Genomic DNA, 20,016 nt, shown 5'->3' with positions numbered 1-20,016 from the left:
TCCCTTGGGCAAGCCGCTACCCCCACGTTTGCACGTGCGGCCAGGCGGAAAGTCGGAGCGGGGGAGGTGACGCAGGGCGAGCGATAGGCTCGGGTACATCGTCACCAAAGACGTGACTTCGAGGGAGGGCGCTAGAGATCGCCGGTCCAGTGGCGCTCGCGGGAGACCAGGCGGGAAGTGAAGAGGGTTTGAATCGTGATGTTCAACATAATGAACACTATATTGCCTGAACTTAGGAAGATTGGCAAATCGATAGACTCAAGCAATGAGTCGATGGCGCAGGAACTCATTATTTTCTTGTGAGGAGGCCCAGGCAGGAAGTCTTCTGTTCAAGATGGGTGTGCAATATTTTGTTCATTGTGCTGTGCGCCCGCCTGCTCCCGGCATCCTGGCTGGGCAAAACCGCCGGAAAGGAGTAGCCTTCATTTGAAGGTTAATTTTTCATCATTTGATGAGGTTGCATGTTGGCCATCAAGACGGAAGATCGTCGTCGCAGCGACTCGCCGTCCCCGGTGTTCTGGCATCTGGTGCACGACCATGCCAGCCTCACCGAGGCCCAGCGGCTGCAGCACATCCGCCACGGCTTGAGCTGGCGCTGGGTCGAATCGGTGCGCGATACCTTCCGCATCAGCGGCCCCGGCTTCGTCGAGCTGTTCAACATCTCCCTGTCCACCTACGAGCGCAAGAAGAAGGCCGACCAGGCGCTGGACCTGGTCACCTCGGAGCGCCTCGACCGCCTGGCCTCGGTGGCCGTGCTGGCCGAGCAGGTGTTCGAAGACAAGGACGCCGCGGCCCAGTGGCTGGCGCGCCCCAACCAGGCCCTTGGCGGCCAGACGCCGCTGAGCCTCTGCGACACCGAGATAGGCGCCAACCAGGTACGCCGCGTGCTGCACGCGCTGGAGTGGGGCGGGGCCGCCTGATGCGGGCCTGGCGCGTCGCCAAGGCGGCCCGGGCCGGCGACCTGAGCGGCCAGGGCGCGGCCATCCTCGGCGGGCGCTGGAGTCATCGTGACGTACCGGTCGTCTACCTGGGCCTGACGCCGGCCATCTGCTGCCTGGAAACCTTCGTGCACGCCAGCGGCCGGCCGACCTTCCCGATGAAGATCACCGCCTTCCGGCTCCCGGAAGGCGACGACCTCTACCTCAAGCCCGATCCCCGGGACCTGCCCGAGGGCTGGAACAGCCTGCCGGCGGACCGCCCGAGCAGGGACTACGGCACCCGCTGGCTGCTGGCCGGCGAACAGCTCGGTCTGATAGTGCCCTCGGCGGTGCTGCCGCTGGAGTGGAACCTCCTGCTCAACCCGCGGCACCCGGCGATGAGCCGGGTGCGGGTCGAGGACAGTTACGACTTCATGTATGACGAGCGGATGTTCCAGGCGCGCGGTTGAGCCGATGGAGAAGGCGAGTCAGCCGTCGTAGTGGTAGCGGCATTGCACGATGAAGAGTTGGCCGTCTTCGAACAGGTAGACCAGCCGGTGTTCGCGGGTTATGCGGCGGGACCAGAGCCCGCTGAGATTGCCCTTCAGCGCTTCGGGCTTGCCGGTGCCGCTGAAGGGGGTACGCAGGCACTCGCCGATGAGCCGGTCCAGGGTTGCGGATATCTTCGGATCCTGGCCCTTCCAGTATTGGTAGTCATCCCAGCCGTGATCGGTGAAAGCCACTGAGACCGTCTTTCGGGCGCCGGCCTTGTTACGTTTCTTCTGCGTCGTCACTGAGGCTCAATTCCCTTGGCACGCTCTTGCCGACTCGTAACTGCTCGATGGATTCATGCAGCCGTTGTGCGTTGGCCGAGGACTGCAGCAGGTACATGGTCTCGCGCATGCCGTTGTAGTCCTCCAGCGAAAGCAGAACTACAGGTTCGCCTCTTTGCCGGGTGATGACAGTCGGCTCATGGTCGCGGCATACGTCATCCATGGCCTGTTTCAGGCTGGCTCGCGCTTGGCTGAATGTCAGAATTTGCATGGCGGGTACCTCCTGGCGAAGCCAGGGCTGATTGAATCTTCCGACGGGAATGGATTGCGGATGGCTGATCCTGTGCTGGACGAGAGGATTGTACAGAACGTTGTACTTTGATCAAGCGCAGCCATTGCTAGTGTTGCTGCGTTCTATGGCTGCTCCACCAACCCCGCCGCCAGCCGTCCAACCTCCGCCAGCAGCGCATCGCGCTTTTCCGCCGGAGCCGGGCTGCCGGTGAGGTAGGCCGCCACCAGGATCGGCGCGCGGCCCGGCGGCCGGAGGATGGCCACGTCGTTGCTGGTGCCGCGCTCGCCGGTGCCGGTCTTGTCGCCGACTTTCCAACCCGTTGGCAGGCCGGCGCGGATGCGTTTGTCGCCGGTCTTGTTGGCTGCCAGCCAGGCGTTCAACTGGTCGCGCGAGGCGGCTTGCAGGACGTCGCCCAGCAGCAGGCGCTGCAGGGTGGCGACCATCGCTCGCGGGGTGCTGGTGTCGCGCGGATCGCCCGGGAGGGCCTGGTTGAGGGTGGGCTCGTTGCGGTCCAGGCGGCTGACGTTGTCGCCCGTGCTGCGCAGCCAGTCGGTCAAGCCGGAGGGGCCGCCCAGGCTGGCCAGCAGCAGGTTGGCGGCGCCGTTGTCGCTCAGGGTGATCGCCGCCTCGCAGAGTTCGGCGACGCTCATGCCCGGCTGGCCGACGTGGCGCTCGCTGGCCGGCGAATACTCCACCAGATCCGCCTGGCTGTAGACGATGCGCCGTGCCAACTGCTCCTCGCCGCGGTCTACGCGGGCCAGGACGCAGGCGGCGAGCAGCAGCTTGAAGGTGCTGCACAGCGGGAAGCGCTCGTCCTCGCGCAGGCCGAAGCGGCGGCCGTCGCCGGTGTCGAGCACGGCCACGCCCAGGCGCCCGCCGCTGTCGCGTTCCAGTTGCTGCAGGCGCTCCAGCGTGGATTGCCCCTCCGCCCGCGCGGTGCCGGCGAGCAGGCCGGCCAGGGGCGCCAGGAGCATGGCGCGGTTGATCTGTCTTCTGCTGAACATGCTGCCTCCTTGTCGATGCGCGACTATCGGCCAGCCGGGCGGGGTGGGGCAAGCGGGCACGCCCATCGGTTTTTCCCGGCCGGCGCGGCGAGCGCTTCTACCCTGAAAAGGTGCGGCCCCGGCGACAATTCGTTGCAACCTTTGACCGGGGCCGCGGCTCGAACCCGATGAGTGCGACGCAGCGGCGCCTTCCACCCGGAGAAGGTCAGCCCCGAGAACGAATGACCGCCCGCGTTCCGAACCCGCCCACGGAAAAGGGGACCACCCCATGTCCAGCAAGGCCCCATCCCTGCTCGATGCCTACCGCCAGGTGCGGCGGCACAGCGAGGAACTGATCGCCCCCCTCGGCGCCGAGGACGCGGTCGCCCAGTCGATGCCCGACGCCAGCCCGGCCAAGTGGCACATCGCCCACACTACCTGGTTCTTCGAGACCTTCCTGCTCAAGCCGCGGCTGGCCGGCTACGCCGAGTTCGACGCCAGCTTCGGCTACCTGTTCAATTCCTACTACGAGGCTCTGGGCGCTCGCCAGCCGCGGCCGCAGCGGGGAATGCTGACGCGGCCGCCGCTGCACCGGGTGCTCGACTACCGGCTGCACGTCGACGAGCACATGCAGGCGCTGCTGGACGGGGAACCCGACGCCGAGCTGGAAGCCCTGGTGCGCCTGGGCCTGGCCCACGAGGAGCAGCACCAGGAACTGCTGCTGATGGACATTCTCCACCTGTTCAGCCTGTCGCCGCTGGCGCCGGCCTATGGCGAGGGATATGCGCCCCCGGCCTGCGGGCCGCAGCGCTTCCTGGCGATCCAGGGCGGGCTGCTGGGCATCGGCCATGACGGCCAGGGTTTCGCCTTCGACAACGAGGCGCCGGCGCACCGCTGTTTCCTGGCGCCCTTCGAGATCGCCGAGTCGCTGGTGAGCAACGGGCAGTGGCTGGCGTTCATCGAGGATGGCGGTTACCGGCGCGCGGAGTTCTGGTTGTCCGACGGCTGGGCCAAAGTGCAGGAGGAGGGCTGGGAAGCGCCGCTGTACTGGCGACGGCAGGACGACGGCTGGCACGAGTTCGGCCTGGCCGGCCTGCGCCCGCTGGACCTCGACGCGCCGGTGCTGCACGTCAGCTACTACGAGGCCAGCGCCTACGCCAACTGGGCCGGCGCGCGCCTGCCCACCGAAATGGAATGGGAAGTGGCCGCCCGCGATGGCCGCCTGCGCCAGCTCTACGACGCTGCCTGGCAGTGGACACAGAGCGCCTATGCGGCGTACCCGGGCTTCCGTCCCGGCGCCGGGGCGGTGGGCGAGTACAACGGCAAGTTCATGGTCAGCCAGATGGTCCTGCGCGGCGGCGCCTGCATCACCCCGGCCGGGCATTCGCGGCCCAGCTACCGCAACTTCTTCCACCCCGAGAAGCGCTGGATGTTCGCCGGCCTGCGCCTGGCCCGCGACCTGCCCGAACAGGCCGCGCTGGACCCGCGCGCCCGCGAGCTGGCCGAGGACCTGGAGGCGGGCTTCTCGCTGCAGCCGCGGCAGCTTTCGCCCAAGTATTTCTACGATGCCGCCGGCTCCGAGCTGTTCGAGGCCATCTGCCGCACCCGCGAGTACTACCCCACGCGCAGCGAGACCGCGTTGCTCAAGCGCATCGCCCCGGACCTGGCCGAGCGCATCCCGGCCGACTGCACCCTGGTGGAGTTCGGCAGCGGCGCCAGCGAGAAGACCTGCCTGCTGCTGGACGCGGCGCCGCAGATCCGCCGCTACGTGCCCATCGACATCAGCCCGGCGGCCCTGGACAAGGCCGCCGCGCGCCTGCAGCGCGACTACCCGGCGCTGCGCGTCGAGCCCCTGTGCGCCGACTTCACCCGCCTGGAGGCGCTGCCCCCGGCGCTGGCCGACGGCCCGCGGCTGGGCTTCTTCCCCGGCTCCACCATCGGCAACTTCGCCCCGGAGCAGGCCCTGGCCTTCCTCCAGGGCGTCCACGAACTGCTGGGGCCGGGGGCGAGCTTCATCGTCGGGGTGGACCTGCGCAAGGACGTGAAAGTGCTGGAGGCCGCCTACAACGATGCCGAGGGCGTGACCGCGCGCTTCAATCTCAACCTGCTGCAGCGCATCAACCGTGAGCTGGACGCCGATTTCCAGCTCGACCGCTTCGACCACCTGGCCTTCTGGAATCCCGAGCACAGCCGCATCGAGATGCACCTGGTCAGCCGCGTCGAGCAGCGCGTGCGCATAGCCGGCATGGAGTACCTGTTCCGCGCCGGCGAGCGCCTGCACACGGAGAACTCCTACAAGTACGCCATCGACGACTTCCGCACGCTGGCCGAGCGCGGCGGCTGGCTGGTGCGCGAGCACTGGACCAGCGCCGAGCCGGCCTTCGCGGTGTTCCGCCTGCAGGCCTAGCGCTCCAGCCCCAGGCGCCGGTGCCAGTCGGCGATGGACTCCTCCGGGTAGCCGTCGAAGTACAGGTCGCGCGGGTGCTTTTCCACCTCCACCCAGGGGGCCTTGGAGTCCAGCAGCAGGTGGGTGTGTTCCGGCGGCACCGGCAGCGGGGTGTCGATGGCCGAGGCGAAGGGGTGGATCAGTTCCGGCCATTCCGGGCTGAACAGCCACAGGGCGCTGCCGCATTCGCCGCAGAAGTTGCGCTCGGCGGTGCTGGTGCGGGTGCGCTGGCCGGGCTCGCGCAGCTTGGCGTGGTAGACGCGCAGGTGCTTGCGCCCGCGCACCTTGAGGCTGGCGGCGTCGCCGCCGAGGTTGATGGCGTAGCCCCCGCCGCCCTGGGTCTTGCGGCAGATCGAGCAGTAGCAGCGCTGGTAGGGATAGGGGTGGGCGCTCTCCAGGCTGAAGGTCACGGCGCCGCAATGGCAGGAACCTTCCAGTCGCATGGCTGATCTCCTCTGTAGGGATACGGGACCCGGGCAAGGGTGGTCGATCGCGCCCCGCCGCGCCGGGCGCGACGACGGATGGTCGGCTCGCCCGGGATGTTATATGTTGGTCGTAATTCAATGATGGCAAAGCCATCCCCATGCAGGTGAAATCATGGCCGTACAACGCATCGTGGTAACCGGGACCGGGGTGGTCAGCCCCCTCGGATGTGGCACCGAGAAGGCCTGGCAGCGCCTGCTGCAGGGGCGCTCCGGCATCGTCCGGCTGGCCGACGAATTCGTCCGCGACCTGCCCTGCGAGGTGGGCGGCCCGGTGCCGGACCTCGCCGTGGACGCCGAGGCCGGCTTCGATGCCGAGCGCGCCGCGCCGGCCAAGGAGCAGAAAAAGATGCACCGCTTCATCCTCTTCGCCCTGGCCGCCGCCGAGGAGGCCCTGGCCCAGGCCGGCTGGGCGCCCCAGGATGAGCGCGGGCAGACACGCACGGCCACGGTGATCGGCTCGGGCATCGGCGGCTTCAGCGCCATCGCCGACGCCGTGCGCACCACCGACGGGCGCGGGCCGCGGCGCCTGTCGCCGTTCACCATCCCGTCGTTCCTGGTCAACCTGGCGGCCGGCCACGTGTCCATCCGCCATGGCTTCAAGGGGCCGATCGGCGCGCCGGTGACCGCCTGCGCCGCCAGCGTGCAGGCCATCGGCGATGCCGCGCGGATGATCCGCACCGGCGAGGCGGACGTCGCCCTGTGCGGCGGCGCCGAGGCCTCCATCGACCGCGTGGCGCTGGGCGGCTTCGCCGCGGCGCGGGCGCTGTCCAGCGGCTTCAACGACCGGCCGCAGCAGGCCTCGCGGCCCTTCGACCGCCAGCGCGACGGCTTCGTCATGGGCGAGGGCGCCGGGCTGCTGGTGATCGAGTCGCTGGAACATGCCCTGGCCCGCGGCGCGCAGCCCCTGGCCGAAGTGGTCGGTTACGGCACCAGCGCCGACGCCTACCACCTGACCGCCGGCCCCGAAGACGGCAGCGGCGCGCGCCGGGCCATGCAACTGGCCATCGCCCAGGCCGGCATCGACCCGGCGTCGATCGGCCACCTGAACGCCCACGCCACTTCCACGCCGGTGGGCGACAAGGGCGAGCTGGCGGCCATCCGCGCGGTGTTCGGCGACACCGGCTCGGTGGCGGTGAGCGCCACCAAGTCCGCCACCGGCCACCTGCTGGGCGCGGCCGGCGGGCTGGAGGCGATCTTCACCCTGCTGGCCCTGCGCGACCAGTTGGCCCCGGCGACCCTCAACCTCGACGAGCCGGACGAAGCCGCCGCCGGCATTGACCTTGTGCGGGGCGCGCCGCGGGCGCTGCAGACGGAATACGCGCTGTCCAACGGTTTCGGCTTCGGCGGCGTCAACGCCAGCGTGCTGTTGCGCCGCTGGACCGGCGCCTGAGGCGAACGCAAGGCGCCCGGCGCTGTCGGATCGTCACTGAAACCCCTTATCATTCAGCGACATCCTCCAGGGCCGGAGCCTTCCGATGCTGTCTGCCGTAAGGCGCTACAAACTGCTGCTGTCCGAATCCCTGGCGCGGTATTTCCCGCGCACCACCGCCTACCTGCGCGAGCAGAACGAGGCCGCCCAGGCGCCAACGGCGAAGAAACCGCGCGCCACGGCGCGGAAGCAGGACGGCGCCGCGGCCAAGCCCCGCGCGCCGCGCAAACCCAAGGCCGAGGCGGGCGAGAAGCCTGCGGCGGAAGGCTCCGCCGGCATCTATCCGGCGCGCGCCCTGGCGGTGCGCCCGGAACAGGTCGAGGCGATGCGCGAGCGGGTGCGCCAGGCGGTCAGCGCCGGCGTGGTCAGCCCGCCGTCGGACGAGCAGTGGGCGATGATCCTCTGCCGCCAGCCGCTGGCGCGCATCTTCGCCGGCGCCGGCTCGGGCAAGTCCACCACCCTGGTGCTGCGCCTGGTGTTCATGCTCTGCCACCTGGGGATCGAGGCCGACAAGGTCACGGTGATCTCCTTCACCAACGCCTCCTGCGCGCAGCTGCGCGAACAACTGGTGCGCGTGCTCGCCTTCTGGCAGTACCCCTTCGACATGGCCCGCGCCCGCGAATGCGTGCGCACCTTCCACTCGGCCATGGGCGTGCAGGCCCGCGAGCTGCTGGGCAAGCAGCGCTGGTTCGAGCAACTGGAGGAGCGCAACCCCGACGAGCCGGACAACCCCCTCACCGGCGGCCGCCTGCGCCCGGCGCAGCAGCGCCTGCTGCTGGAGGCCTACGAGGAATGCTACGCGGTCAACGGCGCCTTCCGCGCCAAGGTCCACCGCCTGCTGGGCCTGGAGAAGCCGGAGGAAGTGCCGGGCCCGGCGCCGGTCCAGCCGTTCCGCCTGCCCGGCGAGTTCGTCGAGGCGCCGCTGGTGGAAGTCTTCCACACCCAGGCCGGCTTCATGGAAAGCCTCGGCCTGCGCCCGCAGGACCTGAAGGTGGCCGAGCTGGACTGCTCGACCCGCGAGAAGATCTTCCTCGAGGCCCTGGCCATCTACTGGAGCTTCTTCCTGGCCCTGCTCAACCGCCAGCGCCTGACCACCTTCAACGCCGCCTTCCAGCAACTGACCAAGCGCTTTGCCGAGGGCGAGGCGAAGCTCGAAGCGGCCGAGCCGATGACGCACCTGCTGATCGACGAGTTCCAGGACATCTCGCCGCAGATCGTCCTCTGGCTGCAGGCCCTGCACCGTTTCCTGGCCCGCAGCGGCAAGGCGCCGAGCCTGATGGCCATCGGCGACGACTGGCAGTCGATCTACGGCTGGCGCGGCAGCTCGCCGGAGCTGTTCATGGACTTCGACAAGCACTTCCCCAGCAAGGGCCGCAGCCGCCAGAGCACGGTGCTGCTGCTGGAGACCAACTACCGCAGCATCGAGCCGGTGATCCGCGACGCCGAGTCGGTGCTGGCCGAGGTGAACTTCAAGCAGGCCAAGACCTGCCGCGCCTTCAAGCCGATGCAGCCGGGCGACCATGGCGTGCGCGTGGAAACCCGCTTCGACCTGGCTCGCGACCTGCCCAGGCTGGTGGCCGACATCCGCGCCCAGTGCGAGCACGTGGCCCAGCGCGGCAGCCGCGAGAGCACCGCGGTGATGCTGCTGAGCCGGCGCAACGAGCCGCTGCAGCAGATCCAGGCGCAACTCGACGCCAAGCTGCCGGTGAAGGCCATGAGCATCCACCGCGCCAAGGGCCTGCAGGCGGAGGTGGCGATCATCATCGACGACTGCGCGCCGCCGGAGCGCCATCCGTTGCGCAACGTGCTGTATGCGCACAGCGGGTTCTTCCGCAACAGCTATGACCAGGCGATGCAGGATGAGAGCTTGCGCCTGGCCTATGTGGCCGTGACGCGGGGGGTGAGCCGGGTGTTCTGGTACTCGCGCAAGGCGCAGGGGGCGGCGGCGTTGTTGGCGAGGAAGGGCTGAGAGGGTTCTGGCTTTTCGTAGGAGCGAGCTTGCTCGCGAATGGATGTTCGCCGGAGGTTCCGCTGCGTCGTTTGGGTCCGCTCCCTCTCCCTAACCCTCTCCCTGAAGGGAGAGGGGACTGGTTCTGAGCGGCTATATGTCCCGCGTCATCCTGATAGCCAGGTGTTGCCGGCGAGCGCCATCGCTTCACTTCACACCGAACGGCTCCCTCTCCCTTCAGGGAGAGGGCTGGGGAGAGGGGCTCTCAGGCTTTGGCTTTTCACCCGAAGCAGAATCCTCCACCAACCGCAAACTCCTTGGCGCCACCAGGCTGATGCCTTCCTCGCGCAACCTGCCGAAGATGGTGAACAGCAGATCGCTCCGGGTGCCGGACACCCCGCGCGGGCTGCTGACGCTGCCGCTGGCCGTCAGCGTCAGGCCCTGGTCGGTGAGCTGGGTGAAGCTCACCGAGGGCCTGGGGGTTTCCAGGATGGCCGGGTGTTCGGCGTAGGCCGCCAGCAGCAGTTCGCGGACCTTGTACACGTCGGTGTCCAGCGGCAGCGTGAGGCTGATGCCTACGCTGCCTAGGGCGCCGCCCATGGTCACGTTGCGCACGTTCTGGGTGATCAGTTGCGAGTTGGGCACTATCACCGTGGAGTTGTCCGACTGCTGGATTTCCGTGGCGCGCACGTTGATCCGGCGGATGTCGCCCTCCACGCCGCCGAGGCTGACCCAGTCGCCGACCTTCACCGGGCGCTCGGTGAGCAGGATCAGGCCGCTGATGAAGTTCTGCACGATGGCCTGCAGGCCGAAGCCGATGCCCACCGACAGGGCGCTGACCACCCAGGTCAGGCTGGTCAGGTTGATGCGCAGGGCCGAGAGTGTCAGCAGGCCGAGCAGGACGAAGCCGAGGTAGCCGACCAGGGTCACCAGCGAGGCGCGCATGCCGGCGTCCATGCTGGTTTCCGGCAGCAGCCGCTCGGCCAGCCAGCGCTTGAGCAGGCGCAGGGCGAACAGCCCGCCGAGCAGGGTGAGCAGGGCCAGCAGGATGTCCTGCGGGACGATGTTCAGGTTGCCCAGGGCCTGGCCGCCCTGGGCCAGGCGCTCGACGCCGGCGAGCAGTTCGTCGGGGGTGCTGGCGGTGGGCGAGAGCATCACCATCAGCGTCATCAGCACCAGCAGGGTGCGGCCCACCCCGGACAGCAGGGTGGCGGCCTGGGCCTGGTGCTGCGACGACAGGCCGAGGGCGCGGGCGAGGGTCTTGCCGCTGGCCTGGCGCGGTGACAGCAGGGTGTCGCAGAGGTCGCCGAAGAAGGCCGTGATCAGGTAGCCGGTCGCCGCCACGGCGCTGATCCACAGCAGCTTGGTGGCCAGGTAGAAGGCCAGCGACAGGTAGCCGCTGAGCAGCGCCAGGACGATCAGCAGCACCACCAGCAGGGCGATGAGGTGGATCACCCCGGCCAGCGCCGGGCGCGGGTGTTCCTCGTCCTCCTCGTCGCTGCGGCGCAGGCGCAGCAGGGCGATGCCGAAGAGCACGGCGATCAGCAGCGCGGTGAGGCCGTTGACCGCTACGGTCAGCGCCAGGCTGGCGCCGATGGCGCTGTTGATGCGGTCCTGGGCGCCGAGCAGCATGGCCACTAGCGCCAGCAGCCCGGGGAAGTGGGCCACCGCCCTGGCGGCAGTGTCCGGGATCGGCAGCAGGCGCCAGGAGGGCCGGCTGACCATCAGCAGGGCGCGGCCCAGGCCGGTGATGAAGGCGCTGAACACCGCCAGGGTGACCATCTGCCCGGCCAGGCTGGCCAGGCCGTTGTCGAGGCCCTCGTTCCAGTCCAGGCCCTGGTGGACCAGCGCGGCGGCGCCGCCGAAGGTGACCACGCTGGCCAGGGCGATGGCCAGGGCCAGGCTGCTGCGGCGCAGGCGGCCCTCGGGGATGAAGTGGCTGGCCAGGTAGCCGGCGAACCTTTCCAGCAGGCGCCGGCCCGGTATCCACAGCAGCGCGGCGGCGACCAGGCAGGCCAGCAGCGGCAGGCGCGCACCATGCCAGGTGTCTTCCAGGCTGGCGGTGAGCTTGTCGCCCAGGTTGCGCAGGCGCGCCAGGTCGTCCTCGGTGGGACGCGTCAGGGTGGACCAGAAGACGGGGCTGAAGGGCGGCGCGGAGCGGGTGGCGATCTGCGAGTTGAACAGGCTGCGGCGCAGGTTGACGATCTGCGCGGCCAGGTCCTGGGCCGAGCGCAGGATCTGCGCGGCCTGGGTGGCCTGGGCCTGCAGTTCGGCCTTCTGCTGGTTCAGCTCGGTGCGCTGCAGTGCCAGGGCGGCGGCCTCGCCCGCGACCGGCGGGCCGAGCACGTTGAGCTGGTCGGACAGGCGGTCGAGGCGGGCCTGCAGCTCGTCGCCGCGCTCACCCGCCATCCTCTGCACCTCCAGGGTGGCCAGGCGCAGGCGCGCCAGCTCGTCGTCGCCGACCTGCTCGGAGACGCCCTGGCGGATGCTTTCCAGGCGCTCGGCCAGGGTTGGCAGGCCGGCGTCGTCGGCCAGCGTCGGCAACTCGTCGGCGGGCAGGCCCGGGGCCGGCGCGGCCAGGGCCCAGCCGGCGCAGAACAGGTTCAGGATCAACAGGCAACGGAGCAGGATCTTGCGGTCCCCCGACATCTCTTCTTCCTTCCTTCGCCAGGTGCATGCTGTTCGACCGATGGGGCCGGCAGCCATTCCCCAGAGCATAGCGAGCCGGCGTGGATACGCAGGTTCGCTGTAGTAAAGGGCCATAAATGTTGGCCATATCTATCCCCTTTTGGCCGCCGCCACCGTTCAGCCGAGGCCGCCCGAATGGGCAGAATCCCCCCACCAAGAACAACAAAGCCGAGAGGTTTTACTCATGCTGACCGTCTACAGCGACGATCACCGCCTGCATTTCGGCCAGTCCGAACTGGTCGATGGCAAGCTCCAGCCCTGCTTCGAAATGCCCAGCCGCGCCGACACCGTGTTGGCCCGGGTGAAGTCGCAGCAGCTCGGCGAGATCATCGCGCCGAAGGATTTCGGCCTGGATGCCATCCACCGCGTGCACGATCCGAAGTACGTCGCCTTCCTCAAGGACGCCTGGGCCCGCTGGGCCGCCGAGGGCCACAGCGGCGACCTGGTCTCCACCACCTTCCCGGGCCGCCGCCTGCGCCGCGACGGCCCCATCCCCACCGCCCTGATGGGCGAGCTGGGTCACTACAGCTTCGACACCGAGGCGCCGATCACCGCCGGCACCTGGCAGGCCGTGTACAGCTCGGCCCAGGTCGCGCTGACCGCCCAGGATCACATGCGCCAGGGCGCGCGCACCGCCTTCGGCCTGTGCCGCCCGCCGGGCCATCACGCCGGCAGCGACTTCATGGGCGGCTACTGCTTCATCAACAACGCCTCCGTCGTCGCCCAGGCCTTCCTCGACCAGGGCGCCCAGCGCGTGGCCATCCTCGACGTCGACTACCACCACGGCAACGGCACCCAGGAGCTGTTCTACGACCGTGGCGACGTGCTGTTCGCCTCGATCCACGGCGACCCGCTGGTGGAGTACCCGTACTTCCTCGGCCATGCCGACGAGCGCGGCGAAGGGGCGGGCGAGGGCTTCAACCACAACTACCCGCTGGCCCACGGCACCGGCTGGGACGGCTGGTCCGCCGCCCTGGAGGACGCCTGCCGGAAGATCGCCGCCTACGCGCCGGACGCGGTGGTGGTGTCCCTGGGCGTGGACACCTACAAGGACGACCCCATCTCCCAGTTCAAGCTGGACTCCCCGGACTACCTGCGCATGGGCGAACGCATCGCCGCCCTCGGCCTGCCGACACTGTTCATCATGGAAGGCGGCTACGCGGTCGAGGCCATCGGCGTCAATGCGGTCAACGTCCTGCAGGGTTACGAGGGCGCCGCTCTCTAAGGGCGCGCCGTTTCGAGGAGCGAGTCATGCGCGAGAACAACAAGATCATCCGCGGCCTGCTCGGCGCCGCGCTGCTGGCCGCCGCCGGCATCGCCAGCGCCGAACCGGTGGTGCGCATCTACAACTGGTTCGACTACATCGGCCCGGACACCCTCAAGGGCTTCCAGAAGGACAGCGGCATCGCGCCCAAGTACGACGTCTACGACAGCAACGAGGTGCTGGAGGCCAAGCTGCTCTCCGGGCATTCGGGCTACGACCTGGTGGTGCCCAGCGACAGCTTCCTGCCCAACTACCTCAAGGCCGGCGTGTTCCAGAAGCTGGACAAGAGCAAGCTGCCGAACTGGAAGAACCTCAACCCGGCGCTGCTCAAGGTGCTGGAGAGCAAGGACCCGGGCAACCAGTACGCCATGCCGTACATGTGGGGCACCAACGGCGTCGCCTACAACCTCGACAAGGTGAAGGCCATCCTCGGCGCCGACGCGCCGGTGGATTCCTGGGACCTGATCTTCAAGCCGGAGAACCTCGCCAAGCTCAAGCAGTGCGGCGTGGCCTTCCTCGACTCGCCCACCGAGGTGATCCCCGAGGCCCTGCATTACCTGGGGCTGTCGCCGAACAGCCACGACCCCGCGGACTATGCCAAGGCCGAGGCGCTGCTGAGCAGCCTGCGCCCGTACATCACCTACTTCAGCTCCTCGAAGTTCGTCACCGACCTGGCCAATGGCGACGTCTGCGTGGCCATGGCCTGGTCCGGCGGCGCCATGCAGGCGGCCAACCGCGCCAAGGAAGCGAACAACGGCATCCACATCGAATACCGCATTCCCAAGGAAGGCACCGCGGCCTGGTTCGACGTGCTGACCATCCCCAGGGACGCGCAGAACGTCGAGCAGGCCCACGCCTTCCTCAACTACCTGCTGCGCCCGGAGGTGGTGGCGCCGATCTCCGACTACGTGGCCTACGCCAACCCCAACCAGGCGGCGGACAAGCTGATTTCCGCCGACCTGCGCGACAACCCCAACGTCTACCCGCCGGCCGAGGTGCAGGCCAAGCTGTACTCGGTGGAGATGCTGCCGCCGAAGCTGGAGCGCATCCGCACCCGCACCTGGAGCAAGGTCAAGACCGGGCAGTGAGTTGACGCCCTGGCGGCCGGCGGTGTCGGATTTGCGCTGGTGCCGTTCGTCGCTTAACTGGAATAATCGGCGGTATACCCTTGGGGTACCGCCGTTTCCTCGTCTTGGTGCCCGCTCACTGCCGAGCCTTGCCATGAAACTGCCTTGCTGCCGTTGCTCCCTTCCTTCGCCCGGACTGCGGAGGTGCATATGACGCCGCTGCCCCCGCGCAAGGGCGCCGATACCTTCGCCCTGCAGGCGATGTTGCTGCTGTGCCTGATCTGGGGCGTGCAGCAGGTGGCGGTGAAGCTCGCCGCCGGCGACATAGCGCCGATCATGCAGGCCTTCGCCCGCAACCTGCTGGCCGCCACGCTGGTGGGCCTGCTGGTGCTCTGGCGCGGCGACTGGAAGGCCGCGGGCGGCACCCTGGCCGGCGGCGCGCTGGCCGGGCTGCTGTTCGCCATGGAGTTCCTGTTCATCGCCCAGGGCCTGGTGTACACCAGCGCCTCGCACATGGCGGTGTTCATCTACACGGCGCCGATCTTCTCCGCCCTGGGCCTGCACTTCCTGCTGCCCAGCGAGCGCCTGCGGCCGCTGCAGTGGCTGGGCATCGCGGTGTGCTTCGGCGGCATCGCCCTGTGCTTCGGCGGCGGCTTCGACCTGCGGCACATGGACAGCCGCATGCTGCTGGGGGATTTCTTCGGCGTGCTCGCCGGGGCCTCCTGGGGTGCCACCACGGTGGTGGTGCGCAGCACGCGGCTGTCGGAGGCGCCGACCAGCCTGACGCTGTTCTACCAGCTGTTCGCCGCCGCGCTGCTGCTGCCCTTCATCGCCCTGGCCCTGGGCGAGTTCGGCAACGTGCGCTTCACCGCGCTGGGCGTGGGCAGCGTGCTGTTCCAGGGCGTGGTGGTGTCCTTCTTCAGCTATTTCGCCTGGTTCTGGCTGCTGCGCCGCTACCTGGCGTCGAACCTGGCGGTGTTCTCCTTCATGACGCCGCTGTTCGGCATCGCTTTCGGCGTGCTGCTGTTGCACGAGCCGCTGGCCTGGAACTTCGTCGCCGGGGCGGCGCTGGTGCTGGCGGGGATTTCCCTGGTCAGTTGCGAGGCGTGGGTGCGCCGGGCATTGCGCGGCAAGCGTGCCTGAACTTGATCCAGGTCAGCGGATCGCGGCCGGCCGACGCGTAGTCTTTGTTGCAAGGAGTGAGTAGCACGGGCGGAGAGTGGGACGCCGGGCTACTCTACTCTTAGGGCGGCCCGGAAGCGGGCCGCCCGACCCTTCCGCCGCAAAGGAGGCATCCCATGAAACTCTGGCTGCAAACCCTGGCATGGAAACTGGGTGTCACGCTCGGCCTCATCGAGCCTCCGCGCCTGCAACCCATTCCCATTCCAAGCGATGAGCAACGGCGCTACGCACAGCAACGCCGACGCTGACTCCTGAAGCATCTGCTGGACACACCTTCTGCCCGCTCACGCGGGCAGATCGCGTTGGGCCGCGGTATTTCAGCCGTGGGCCGCGAACCACTCGTCGATGATCTGCCGCAGGCGTTCCCCGGAAAAGCTCGGGAAGTGCCCGCCGTGCACGGTGCGCACCGGTAGCTGGCGCAGACGCTCCAGGCTGCGGGCGTAGTCGTCCAGGTTGGAGTGGTAGGCATCCTCGCTCAGCGGGCCGTCGTAGACGATGTCGCCGGAGAACAGCGTCTGCGTCCGCGCTTCCCACAGGCTGATGCCGCCCGGTGAATGGCCGGGGGTATGCAGCACCTCCAGCACGCGGTCGCCCAGGTCGAGCACGTCGCCTTCGTCGATGGTGCGCGTGGCCGGCGCGGCCTTCACCCGGTACTCGGCGTAGCACAGCGGGCAGTCCGGGTGCGCTTCGAACATCTCGTCGCCGACGAAGGCCGTGGCCAGGGTGCGCTCGCCGTCGGGGCTGGCGAGGATGTCGGCCTCGGCCGGGTGGCACAGGCGTTCGGGGAATTCGTGGTGGCCGGCGATGTGGTCGAAGTGGGTATGGCTGGCCACCGCCAGCAGCGGCCGCTCGGTGAGCCAGGGCAATTGCTCGCGCAGGCTGACCAGGCCGGAGCCGCTGTCCACCAGCAGGTCGCGCTCGTGGCCCTGGATGTGCCACATGTTGCAGCGGTAGAAGGGCCGCACCCAGGGCTCGTGGATCAGGCTGACGCCGTCGTAGCAGTGGCGGACTTCGAACCAGCGGTCGCGGGTGACGATTTTCATGGTGGGGCCTGGTGTCTTTGTGTTTTGTGTAGGAGCGCGCCCTGCGCGCGATTTCGCGGGCAGGGCCCGCCTACAGGGTGGCATACCTGTGAGGGTGGTGCTGGGTGGGAGGCCTTTCCCTCTCCCTAACCCTCTCCCTGAAGGGAGAGGGGACCGTTCGGCGTGTGCTGGGGTTTCTGTGTTCGCCGGATGCCTTGGCATGAGTTGGAGCACATGACTTTCAGCGGGCACGGACAGGCTCCCTCTCCCTTCAGGGCGGGGCGCGCAGCCGAGGGCGGGGGGAGAGGGCTGCCGCGCCTCACTCCATCGCCTCAAGGCGCGAACGGCGCCGCCTCCATCACTTCCACGATCAACGGCCGATCGCTCGGCGCGTTACGCAGCAACGCCTGCAGGTGCTCGTAATCCCGCGCCCGCTCCGCTTCGCAGCCGAAGCCGCGGGCGATGGCGAGGAAGTCCGGCGTATAGATATCCACACCCAGCGGAGTGATGTCGCGGCGCTCCATGTAGCGCTTGATCTCGCCGTAGCCATGGTTGTTCCACAGCAGCACGATGATGCCCACCCTGGCCTCCACGGCGCTGGCCAGCTCCGGCAGGGTGAACTGCAGGCCGCCGTCGCCCATCAGGCTGATCACCGGGCGGCCCGGTTCGCCGAGCTTGGCGCCGATGGCCGCCGGCAGGCCGTAGCCGAGGGTGCCGTAGCCGCTGGCGGAGTTGAACCAGCGGCGGCCGCCGTCCAGTTCCACCAGGTGGTTGCCGCTGTACACGGTCTGGGTGGAGTCGCCGACGAAGCGGGCGTCCGGCAGCGCTTCGAGGATCTTGCCGAACAGCGTGCGGTAGTGCGCCCAGCCGCTGAAGTCCTCGGCCAGCTGCGCGCGCACCTTGGCCGCGCGCTGGGCGCCGGGGCTGTCGGCGCTGGCCTCGCGGGCCGGCAGCAGTTCCAGCAGGGCGCGCATGGCGGTGCGGGCGTCGGCCTGGATGGCGATGCTCGGGACCTGGTTGCGCATCAGCTGCTGCGGGTCGATGTCGATGCGGATCAGCTCGCCGCCGATGCGGAAGTTGCTGTCGAACACCACGTCGTAGTCGGTCTCGCCCAGCTCGGTGCCGATGGCCAGGACCACGTCGGCCTCCAGTGCCAGTTCACGCACCGGCACCAGCGACTGGTTGCTGCCGACCAGCAGCGGGTGTTCCGGCTGCAGCAGGCCCTTGGCGTTGACGGTCAGCGCGGTGGGGGCGTCCAGCGCGGTGGCCAGGGCGCGGGCTTCGGCTTGCGCCGCGACGCAACCGCCGCCGAGCAACAGCAGCGGCTTCTGCGCCTTGGCCAGCTTGGCCGCCGCTTCGTGCAGCGGCGAGCGCGCCGGGGCCGGGCGCGCCAGTTGCACGCGCGGGCGCACCTGCATGTGCTCGGCGGGGGCGGTGATGATGTCCAGCGGCAGCTCGATGTGCACCGGGCGCGGGCGCTCGCTGTCGAACACGGCGAAGGCGCGGGCCAGCACCGCCGGCAGTTCCTCGACGCTCATCAGGGTGTGGCTGAAGGCGCTGACGCCGGCGGTCATGGCGCGCTGGTCGGGCAGCTCGTGCAGATAGCCGTTGCCGTGGGCCAGGCGCGAGCGCTCGTTGACGCTGCTGATCACCAGCATCGGGATGGAGTCGGCGTAGGCCTGGCCCATGGCGGTGAGGATGTTGGTCATGCCCGGGCCGGTGATGATGAAGCACACGCCCGGCTTGCCGGTGACGCGCGCGTAGCCGTCGGCCATGAAGCCGGCGCCCTGCTCGTGGCGCGGGGTGACGTGGCGGATGGCGCTGCCCGGCAGGCCGCGGTAGAGCTCGACGGTGTGCACGCCGGGGATGCCGAAGACGGTATCCACGCCCCAGGCTTCGAGTTGCTTGACGAGGAATTCGCCGCAGGTGGTCATGGCAGTTCCTTTTGTTCGTGGGTGAGGAAGTTTCTCAAACGAAGAGGGCGCGGAGATCGACTCGCCGCGCCCTTGTTCATCGCAGCGTACGCGTCAGGCGACGCTGGCGGCCGCCTGCGGGCGGCGCGACAGCAGGCTGACCACGACGAAGCTGACCAGGCCGACGGCCAGGCTGTAGTAGATCGGCGTGTTGGCGTCGAAGCCATCCTTGAGCATGAACGCCAGGGCGGTGACGAAGCCCAGGGTCATGCTGGTGATGGCGCCGGCGGTGGTGGCGCGCTTCCAGTAGATGGCGCCGATCAGCGGGATCAGCATGCCGCCCACCAGCAGGTTGTAGGCCAGGGTCAGGGCGCTGATCACGTCGTTCACCACCAGGGCGATGGCCAGCACCACCAGGCCGGTCAGCGCGGTGAACAGGCGGTTGATGCCCAGGCTGGAGGTCTTGCCGCCGCGCAGCTTCGGCAGCAGGTCCTCGGTCAGGGTGGTGGAGGCGGCCAGCAGGCCGGCGCTGGCGGTGGACATCATCGCGGCCAGGGCGGCGGCGATCACCAGGCCGCGGATGCCGTACGGCAGCGAGGCCTGGACGATGGCGGCGAAGGCGTTGTTGACGTTGTCCAGGTTGGGCAGCAGGACCTTGGCGCACATGCCGATCAGCGCGCCGACCAGGCCGTAGATCACGCAGTACACGCCGGCGGCGGTGCCGGCGTACTTGGCCACGCCCTCGCTGCGCGCGGTGAACACGCGCTGCCAGATGTCCTGGCCGATGAGGATGCCGAAGAAGTAGATCAGGAAGTAGGTGATGATGGTGTCGTAGCCGATGGTGTGGAAGCTGAAGGCGCTGGCCGGCAGCTTGGCCACCAGCTCGTCCCAGCCGCCCACGCGGTACAGGCAGATCGGCAGCAGCAGGAACATCAGGCCGACGGTCTTGATGATGAACTGGACGATGTCGGTGAGGGTCAGCGACCACATGCCGCCGATGGTCGAGTAGACCACCACCACGCCGCCGCCGAGCAGGATCGAGACCCAGAACGGCAGGCCGAACAGCACCTGCATCACGGTGCCGATGGCCAGGGTGGAGACGGTGCCGATCATCAGCGCGTAGGCGAACATGATCACCGCGCTGGCCTGGCGCGCCATGGGGTTGTAGCGGCGCTCCAGGACCTGGGTGACGGTGAAGATGCGCAGCTTCAGCAGCGGCTTGGCCAGGAACAGGTTCAGCGCGATGATGCCGGCGCCCAGCGCGGCGCACAGCCAGAAGCCGGAGATGCCGTGGACGTAGCCAAGGCGCACGGTGCCGACGGTGGAGGCGCCGCCGAGCACGGTGGCGGCCATGGTGCCCATGTAGAACGACGGGCCCAGGTTGCGTCCCGCTACCAGGAAGTCCTCGTGGGTCTTCGCCCGGCGCATGCCGTACCAGCCCAGTACCAGCATGCCGGCGGCATAGATCAGAACGACGATTATATCCAAGGCCATGATCGGCTCCTCACACTCGAATTGTCATTGTTGCCGCCCGCGGCTGGCGGGCGGTAGGCCGGCGGACCGGTGGCAACCGGCCCGTCGGCGTCTCACGGGTACTGCGGGTGTCG

General features: G+C 68.8%; 17 protein-coding genes. 9 read left to right on the top strand and 8 right to left on the bottom strand.

The annotated features are described in order from the left end of the window. Window positions 1-461: 461 nt before the first annotated feature. Together FG99_RS15600 and FG99_RS15595 are read left to right on the top strand one after the other, a co-directional pair. Window positions 462-920, top strand: a complete 459-nt coding sequence (locus FG99_RS15600) for a type II RES/Xre toxin-antitoxin system antitoxin (RefSeq protein ID WP_043270914.1) — start codon at window positions 462-464, stop codon at window positions 918-920. Beyond that, window positions 920-1,387 (top strand): RES family NAD+ phosphorylase, encoded by a 468-nt coding sequence (locus tag FG99_RS15595; protein WP_043270912.1) that lies wholly within the window; start codon window positions 920-922, stop codon window positions 1,385-1,387. The genes FG99_RS15600 and FG99_RS15595 overlap by 1 nt, the downstream gene beginning before the upstream one ends. 18 nt (window positions 1,388-1,405) lie before the next feature. Here the strand turns inward: FG99_RS15595 and FG99_RS15590 are convergent, their stop codons facing one another. The 3 genes from FG99_RS15590 to bla all read right to left on the bottom strand — a co-directional run bounded on the left by FG99_RS15590 (window position 1,406) and on the right by bla (window position 2,986). Next, window positions 1,406-1,711: a Txe/YoeB family addiction module toxin gene (locus FG99_RS15590; protein ID WP_051878951.1), complete on the bottom strand. Its 306-nt coding sequence runs from the start codon at window positions 1,709-1,711 to the stop codon at window positions 1,406-1,408. Beyond that, window positions 1,689-1,961, bottom strand: a complete 273-nt coding sequence (locus tag FG99_RS15585) for a type II toxin-antitoxin system Phd/YefM family antitoxin (RefSeq protein ID WP_043270908.1) — start codon at window positions 1,959-1,961, stop codon at window positions 1,689-1,691. Before FG99_RS15585 ends, FG99_RS15590 begins: the two co-directional genes overlap by 23 nt. Before the next feature lie 143 nt (window positions 1,962-2,104). Next, on the bottom strand, window positions 2,105-2,986 hold the full coding sequence (gene bla, locus FG99_RS15580) for a class A beta-lactamase (protein WP_043270906.1): 882 nt from the start codon (window positions 2,984-2,986) through the stop codon (window positions 2,105-2,107). A gap of 268 nt (window positions 2,987-3,254) precedes the next feature. On the opposite strand from bla, the gene egtB reads away from it, so the two are divergent. Beyond that, complete coding sequence (gene egtB / locus FG99_RS15575) at window positions 3,255-5,372, top strand: ergothioneine biosynthesis protein EgtB (protein WP_043270904.1); 2,118 nt, start codon at window positions 3,255-3,257, stop codon at window positions 5,370-5,372. Here the strand turns inward: egtB and FG99_RS15570 are convergent. Beyond that, window positions 5,369-5,854, bottom strand: coding sequence for a GFA family protein (locus FG99_RS15570; RefSeq protein ID WP_009623540.1), 486 nt, complete (start codon window positions 5,852-5,854; stop codon window positions 5,369-5,371). The genes egtB and FG99_RS15570 overlap by 4 nt on opposite strands. Window positions 5,855-6,008: 154 nt before the next feature. On the opposite strand from FG99_RS15570, the gene fabF reads away from it, so the two are divergent. Together fabF and FG99_RS15560 are read left to right on the top strand one after the other, a co-directional pair. Then, window positions 6,009-7,286 carry a beta-ketoacyl-ACP synthase II gene (gene fabF, locus FG99_RS15565; RefSeq protein ID WP_043270902.1) on the top strand — a complete coding sequence of 426 codons (1,278 nt, stop codon included), beginning with the start codon at window positions 6,009-6,011 and terminating at the stop codon, window positions 7,284-7,286. 85 nt (window positions 7,287-7,371) lie between these two features. Next, complete coding sequence (locus tag FG99_RS15560) at window positions 7,372-9,294, top strand: DEAD/DEAH box helicase (RefSeq protein ID WP_043270900.1); 1,923 nt, start codon at window positions 7,372-7,374, stop codon at window positions 9,292-9,294. Between the two features lie 216 nt (window positions 9,295-9,510). On the opposite strand, the gene FG99_RS15555 is transcribed toward FG99_RS15560, so the two are convergent. Next, window positions 9,511-11,922, bottom strand: coding sequence for a DUF3772 domain-containing protein (locus tag FG99_RS15555; protein ID WP_043270898.1), 2,412 nt, complete (start codon window positions 11,920-11,922; stop codon window positions 9,511-9,513). Between the two features lie 223 nt (window positions 11,923-12,145). Between FG99_RS15555 and FG99_RS15550 the strand changes: the two genes are divergently transcribed. The 4 genes from FG99_RS15550 to FG99_RS32865 all read left to right on the top strand — a co-directional run bounded on the left by FG99_RS15550 (window position 12,146) and on the right by FG99_RS32865 (window position 15,722). Next, complete coding sequence (locus FG99_RS15550) at window positions 12,146-13,186, top strand: histone deacetylase family protein (protein WP_043270896.1); 1,041 nt, start codon at window positions 12,146-12,148, stop codon at window positions 13,184-13,186. Window positions 13,187-13,212: 26 nt separating this feature from the next. Continuing rightward, window positions 13,213-14,313: an extracellular solute-binding protein gene (locus FG99_RS15545; protein ID WP_043270894.1), complete on the top strand. Its 1,101-nt coding sequence runs from the start codon at window positions 13,213-13,215 to the stop codon at window positions 14,311-14,313. Window positions 14,314-14,502: 189 nt separating this feature from the next. Beyond that, entirely contained in the window at window positions 14,503-15,435 is a 933-nt protein-coding gene (locus FG99_RS15540; protein ID WP_043270892.1) for a DMT family transporter, read from the top strand. A gap of 155 nt (window positions 15,436-15,590) precedes the next feature. Further along, a complete protein-coding gene (locus FG99_RS32865) occupies window positions 15,591-15,722 on the top strand; it encodes a PA1414 family protein (RefSeq protein WP_009623528.1) in 132 nt (43 codons plus the stop codon). Window positions 15,723-15,791: 69 nt separating this feature from the next. Here FG99_RS32865 and FG99_RS15535 read toward each other — a convergent pair whose 3' ends face one another. From FG99_RS15535 to FG99_RS15525, 3 genes are all read right to left on the bottom strand, one after another. Continuing rightward, window positions 15,792-16,517 (bottom strand): MBL fold metallo-hydrolase, encoded by a 726-nt coding sequence (locus FG99_RS15535; RefSeq protein WP_043270890.1) that lies wholly within the window; start codon window positions 16,515-16,517, stop codon window positions 15,792-15,794. Between the two features lie 311 nt (window positions 16,518-16,828). Further along, window positions 16,829-18,430 carry a 5-guanidino-2-oxopentanoate decarboxylase gene (locus tag FG99_RS15530; RefSeq protein WP_043270888.1) on the bottom strand — a complete coding sequence of 534 codons (1,602 nt, stop codon included), beginning with the start codon at window positions 18,428-18,430 and terminating at the stop codon, window positions 16,829-16,831. A 93-nt stretch (window positions 18,431-18,523) separates the two neighbouring features. Next, window positions 18,524-19,903: a sodium:solute symporter family protein gene (locus FG99_RS15525; RefSeq protein WP_043270886.1), complete on the bottom strand. Its 1,380-nt coding sequence runs from the start codon at window positions 19,901-19,903 to the stop codon at window positions 18,524-18,526. Window positions 19,904-20,016: the final 113 nt, after the last annotated feature.

The sequence above is a fragment of the Pseudomonas sp. AAC genome, from assembly GCF_000725445.1.
Classification (GTDB): Bacteria; Pseudomonadota; Gammaproteobacteria; order Pseudomonadales; family Pseudomonadaceae; genus Pseudomonas; species Pseudomonas citronellolis.
The sequence above is the reverse complement of the archived record's forward strand: the minus strand, read 5'-3'. Positions and strand labels throughout refer to the sequence as shown.

Coding starts and splice junctions, on each gene's coding strand:
- FG99_RS32865 (WP_009623528.1), top strand. CDS start 15,591: ATGAAACTCTGGCTGCAAACCCTGGCATGGAAACTGGGTGTCACGCTC.
- fabF (WP_043270902.1), top strand. CDS start 6,009: ATGGCCGTACAACGCATCGTGGTAACCGGGACCGGGGTGGTCAGCCCC.
- FG99_RS15535 (WP_043270890.1), bottom strand. CDS start 16,517: ATGAAAATCGTCACCCGCGACCGCTGGTTCGAAGTCCGCCACTGCTAC.
- FG99_RS15545 (WP_043270894.1), top strand. CDS start 13,213: ATGCGCGAGAACAACAAGATCATCCGCGGCCTGCTCGGCGCCGCGCTG.
- FG99_RS15570 (WP_009623540.1), bottom strand. CDS start 5,854: ATGCGACTGGAAGGTTCCTGCCATTGCGGCGCCGTGACCTTCAGCCTG.
- FG99_RS15530 (WP_043270888.1), bottom strand. CDS start 18,430: ATGACCACCTGCGGCGAATTCCTCGTCAAGCAACTCGAAGCCTGGGGC.
- FG99_RS15600 (WP_043270914.1), top strand. CDS start 462: ATGTTGGCCATCAAGACGGAAGATCGTCGTCGCAGCGACTCGCCGTCC.
- egtB (WP_043270904.1), top strand. CDS start 3,255: ATGTCCAGCAAGGCCCCATCCCTGCTCGATGCCTACCGCCAGGTGCGG.
- FG99_RS15585 (WP_043270908.1), bottom strand. CDS start 1,961: ATGCAAATTCTGACATTCAGCCAAGCGCGAGCCAGCCTGAAACAGGCC.
- FG99_RS15550 (WP_043270896.1), top strand. CDS start 12,146: ATGCTGACCGTCTACAGCGACGATCACCGCCTGCATTTCGGCCAGTCC.
- FG99_RS15525 (WP_043270886.1), bottom strand. CDS start 19,903: ATGGCCTTGGATATAATCGTCGTTCTGATCTATGCCGCCGGCATGCTG.
- FG99_RS15540 (WP_043270892.1), top strand. CDS start 14,503: ATGACGCCGCTGCCCCCGCGCAAGGGCGCCGATACCTTCGCCCTGCAG.
- bla (WP_043270906.1), bottom strand. CDS start 2,986: ATGTTCAGCAGAAGACAGATCAACCGCGCCATGCTCCTGGCGCCCCTG.
- FG99_RS15555 (WP_043270898.1), bottom strand. CDS start 11,922: ATGTCGGGGGACCGCAAGATCCTGCTCCGTTGCCTGTTGATCCTGAAC.
- FG99_RS15560 (WP_043270900.1), top strand. CDS start 7,372: ATGCTGTCTGCCGTAAGGCGCTACAAACTGCTGCTGTCCGAATCCCTG.
- FG99_RS15595 (WP_043270912.1), top strand. CDS start 920: ATGCGGGCCTGGCGCGTCGCCAAGGCGGCCCGGGCCGGCGACCTGAGC.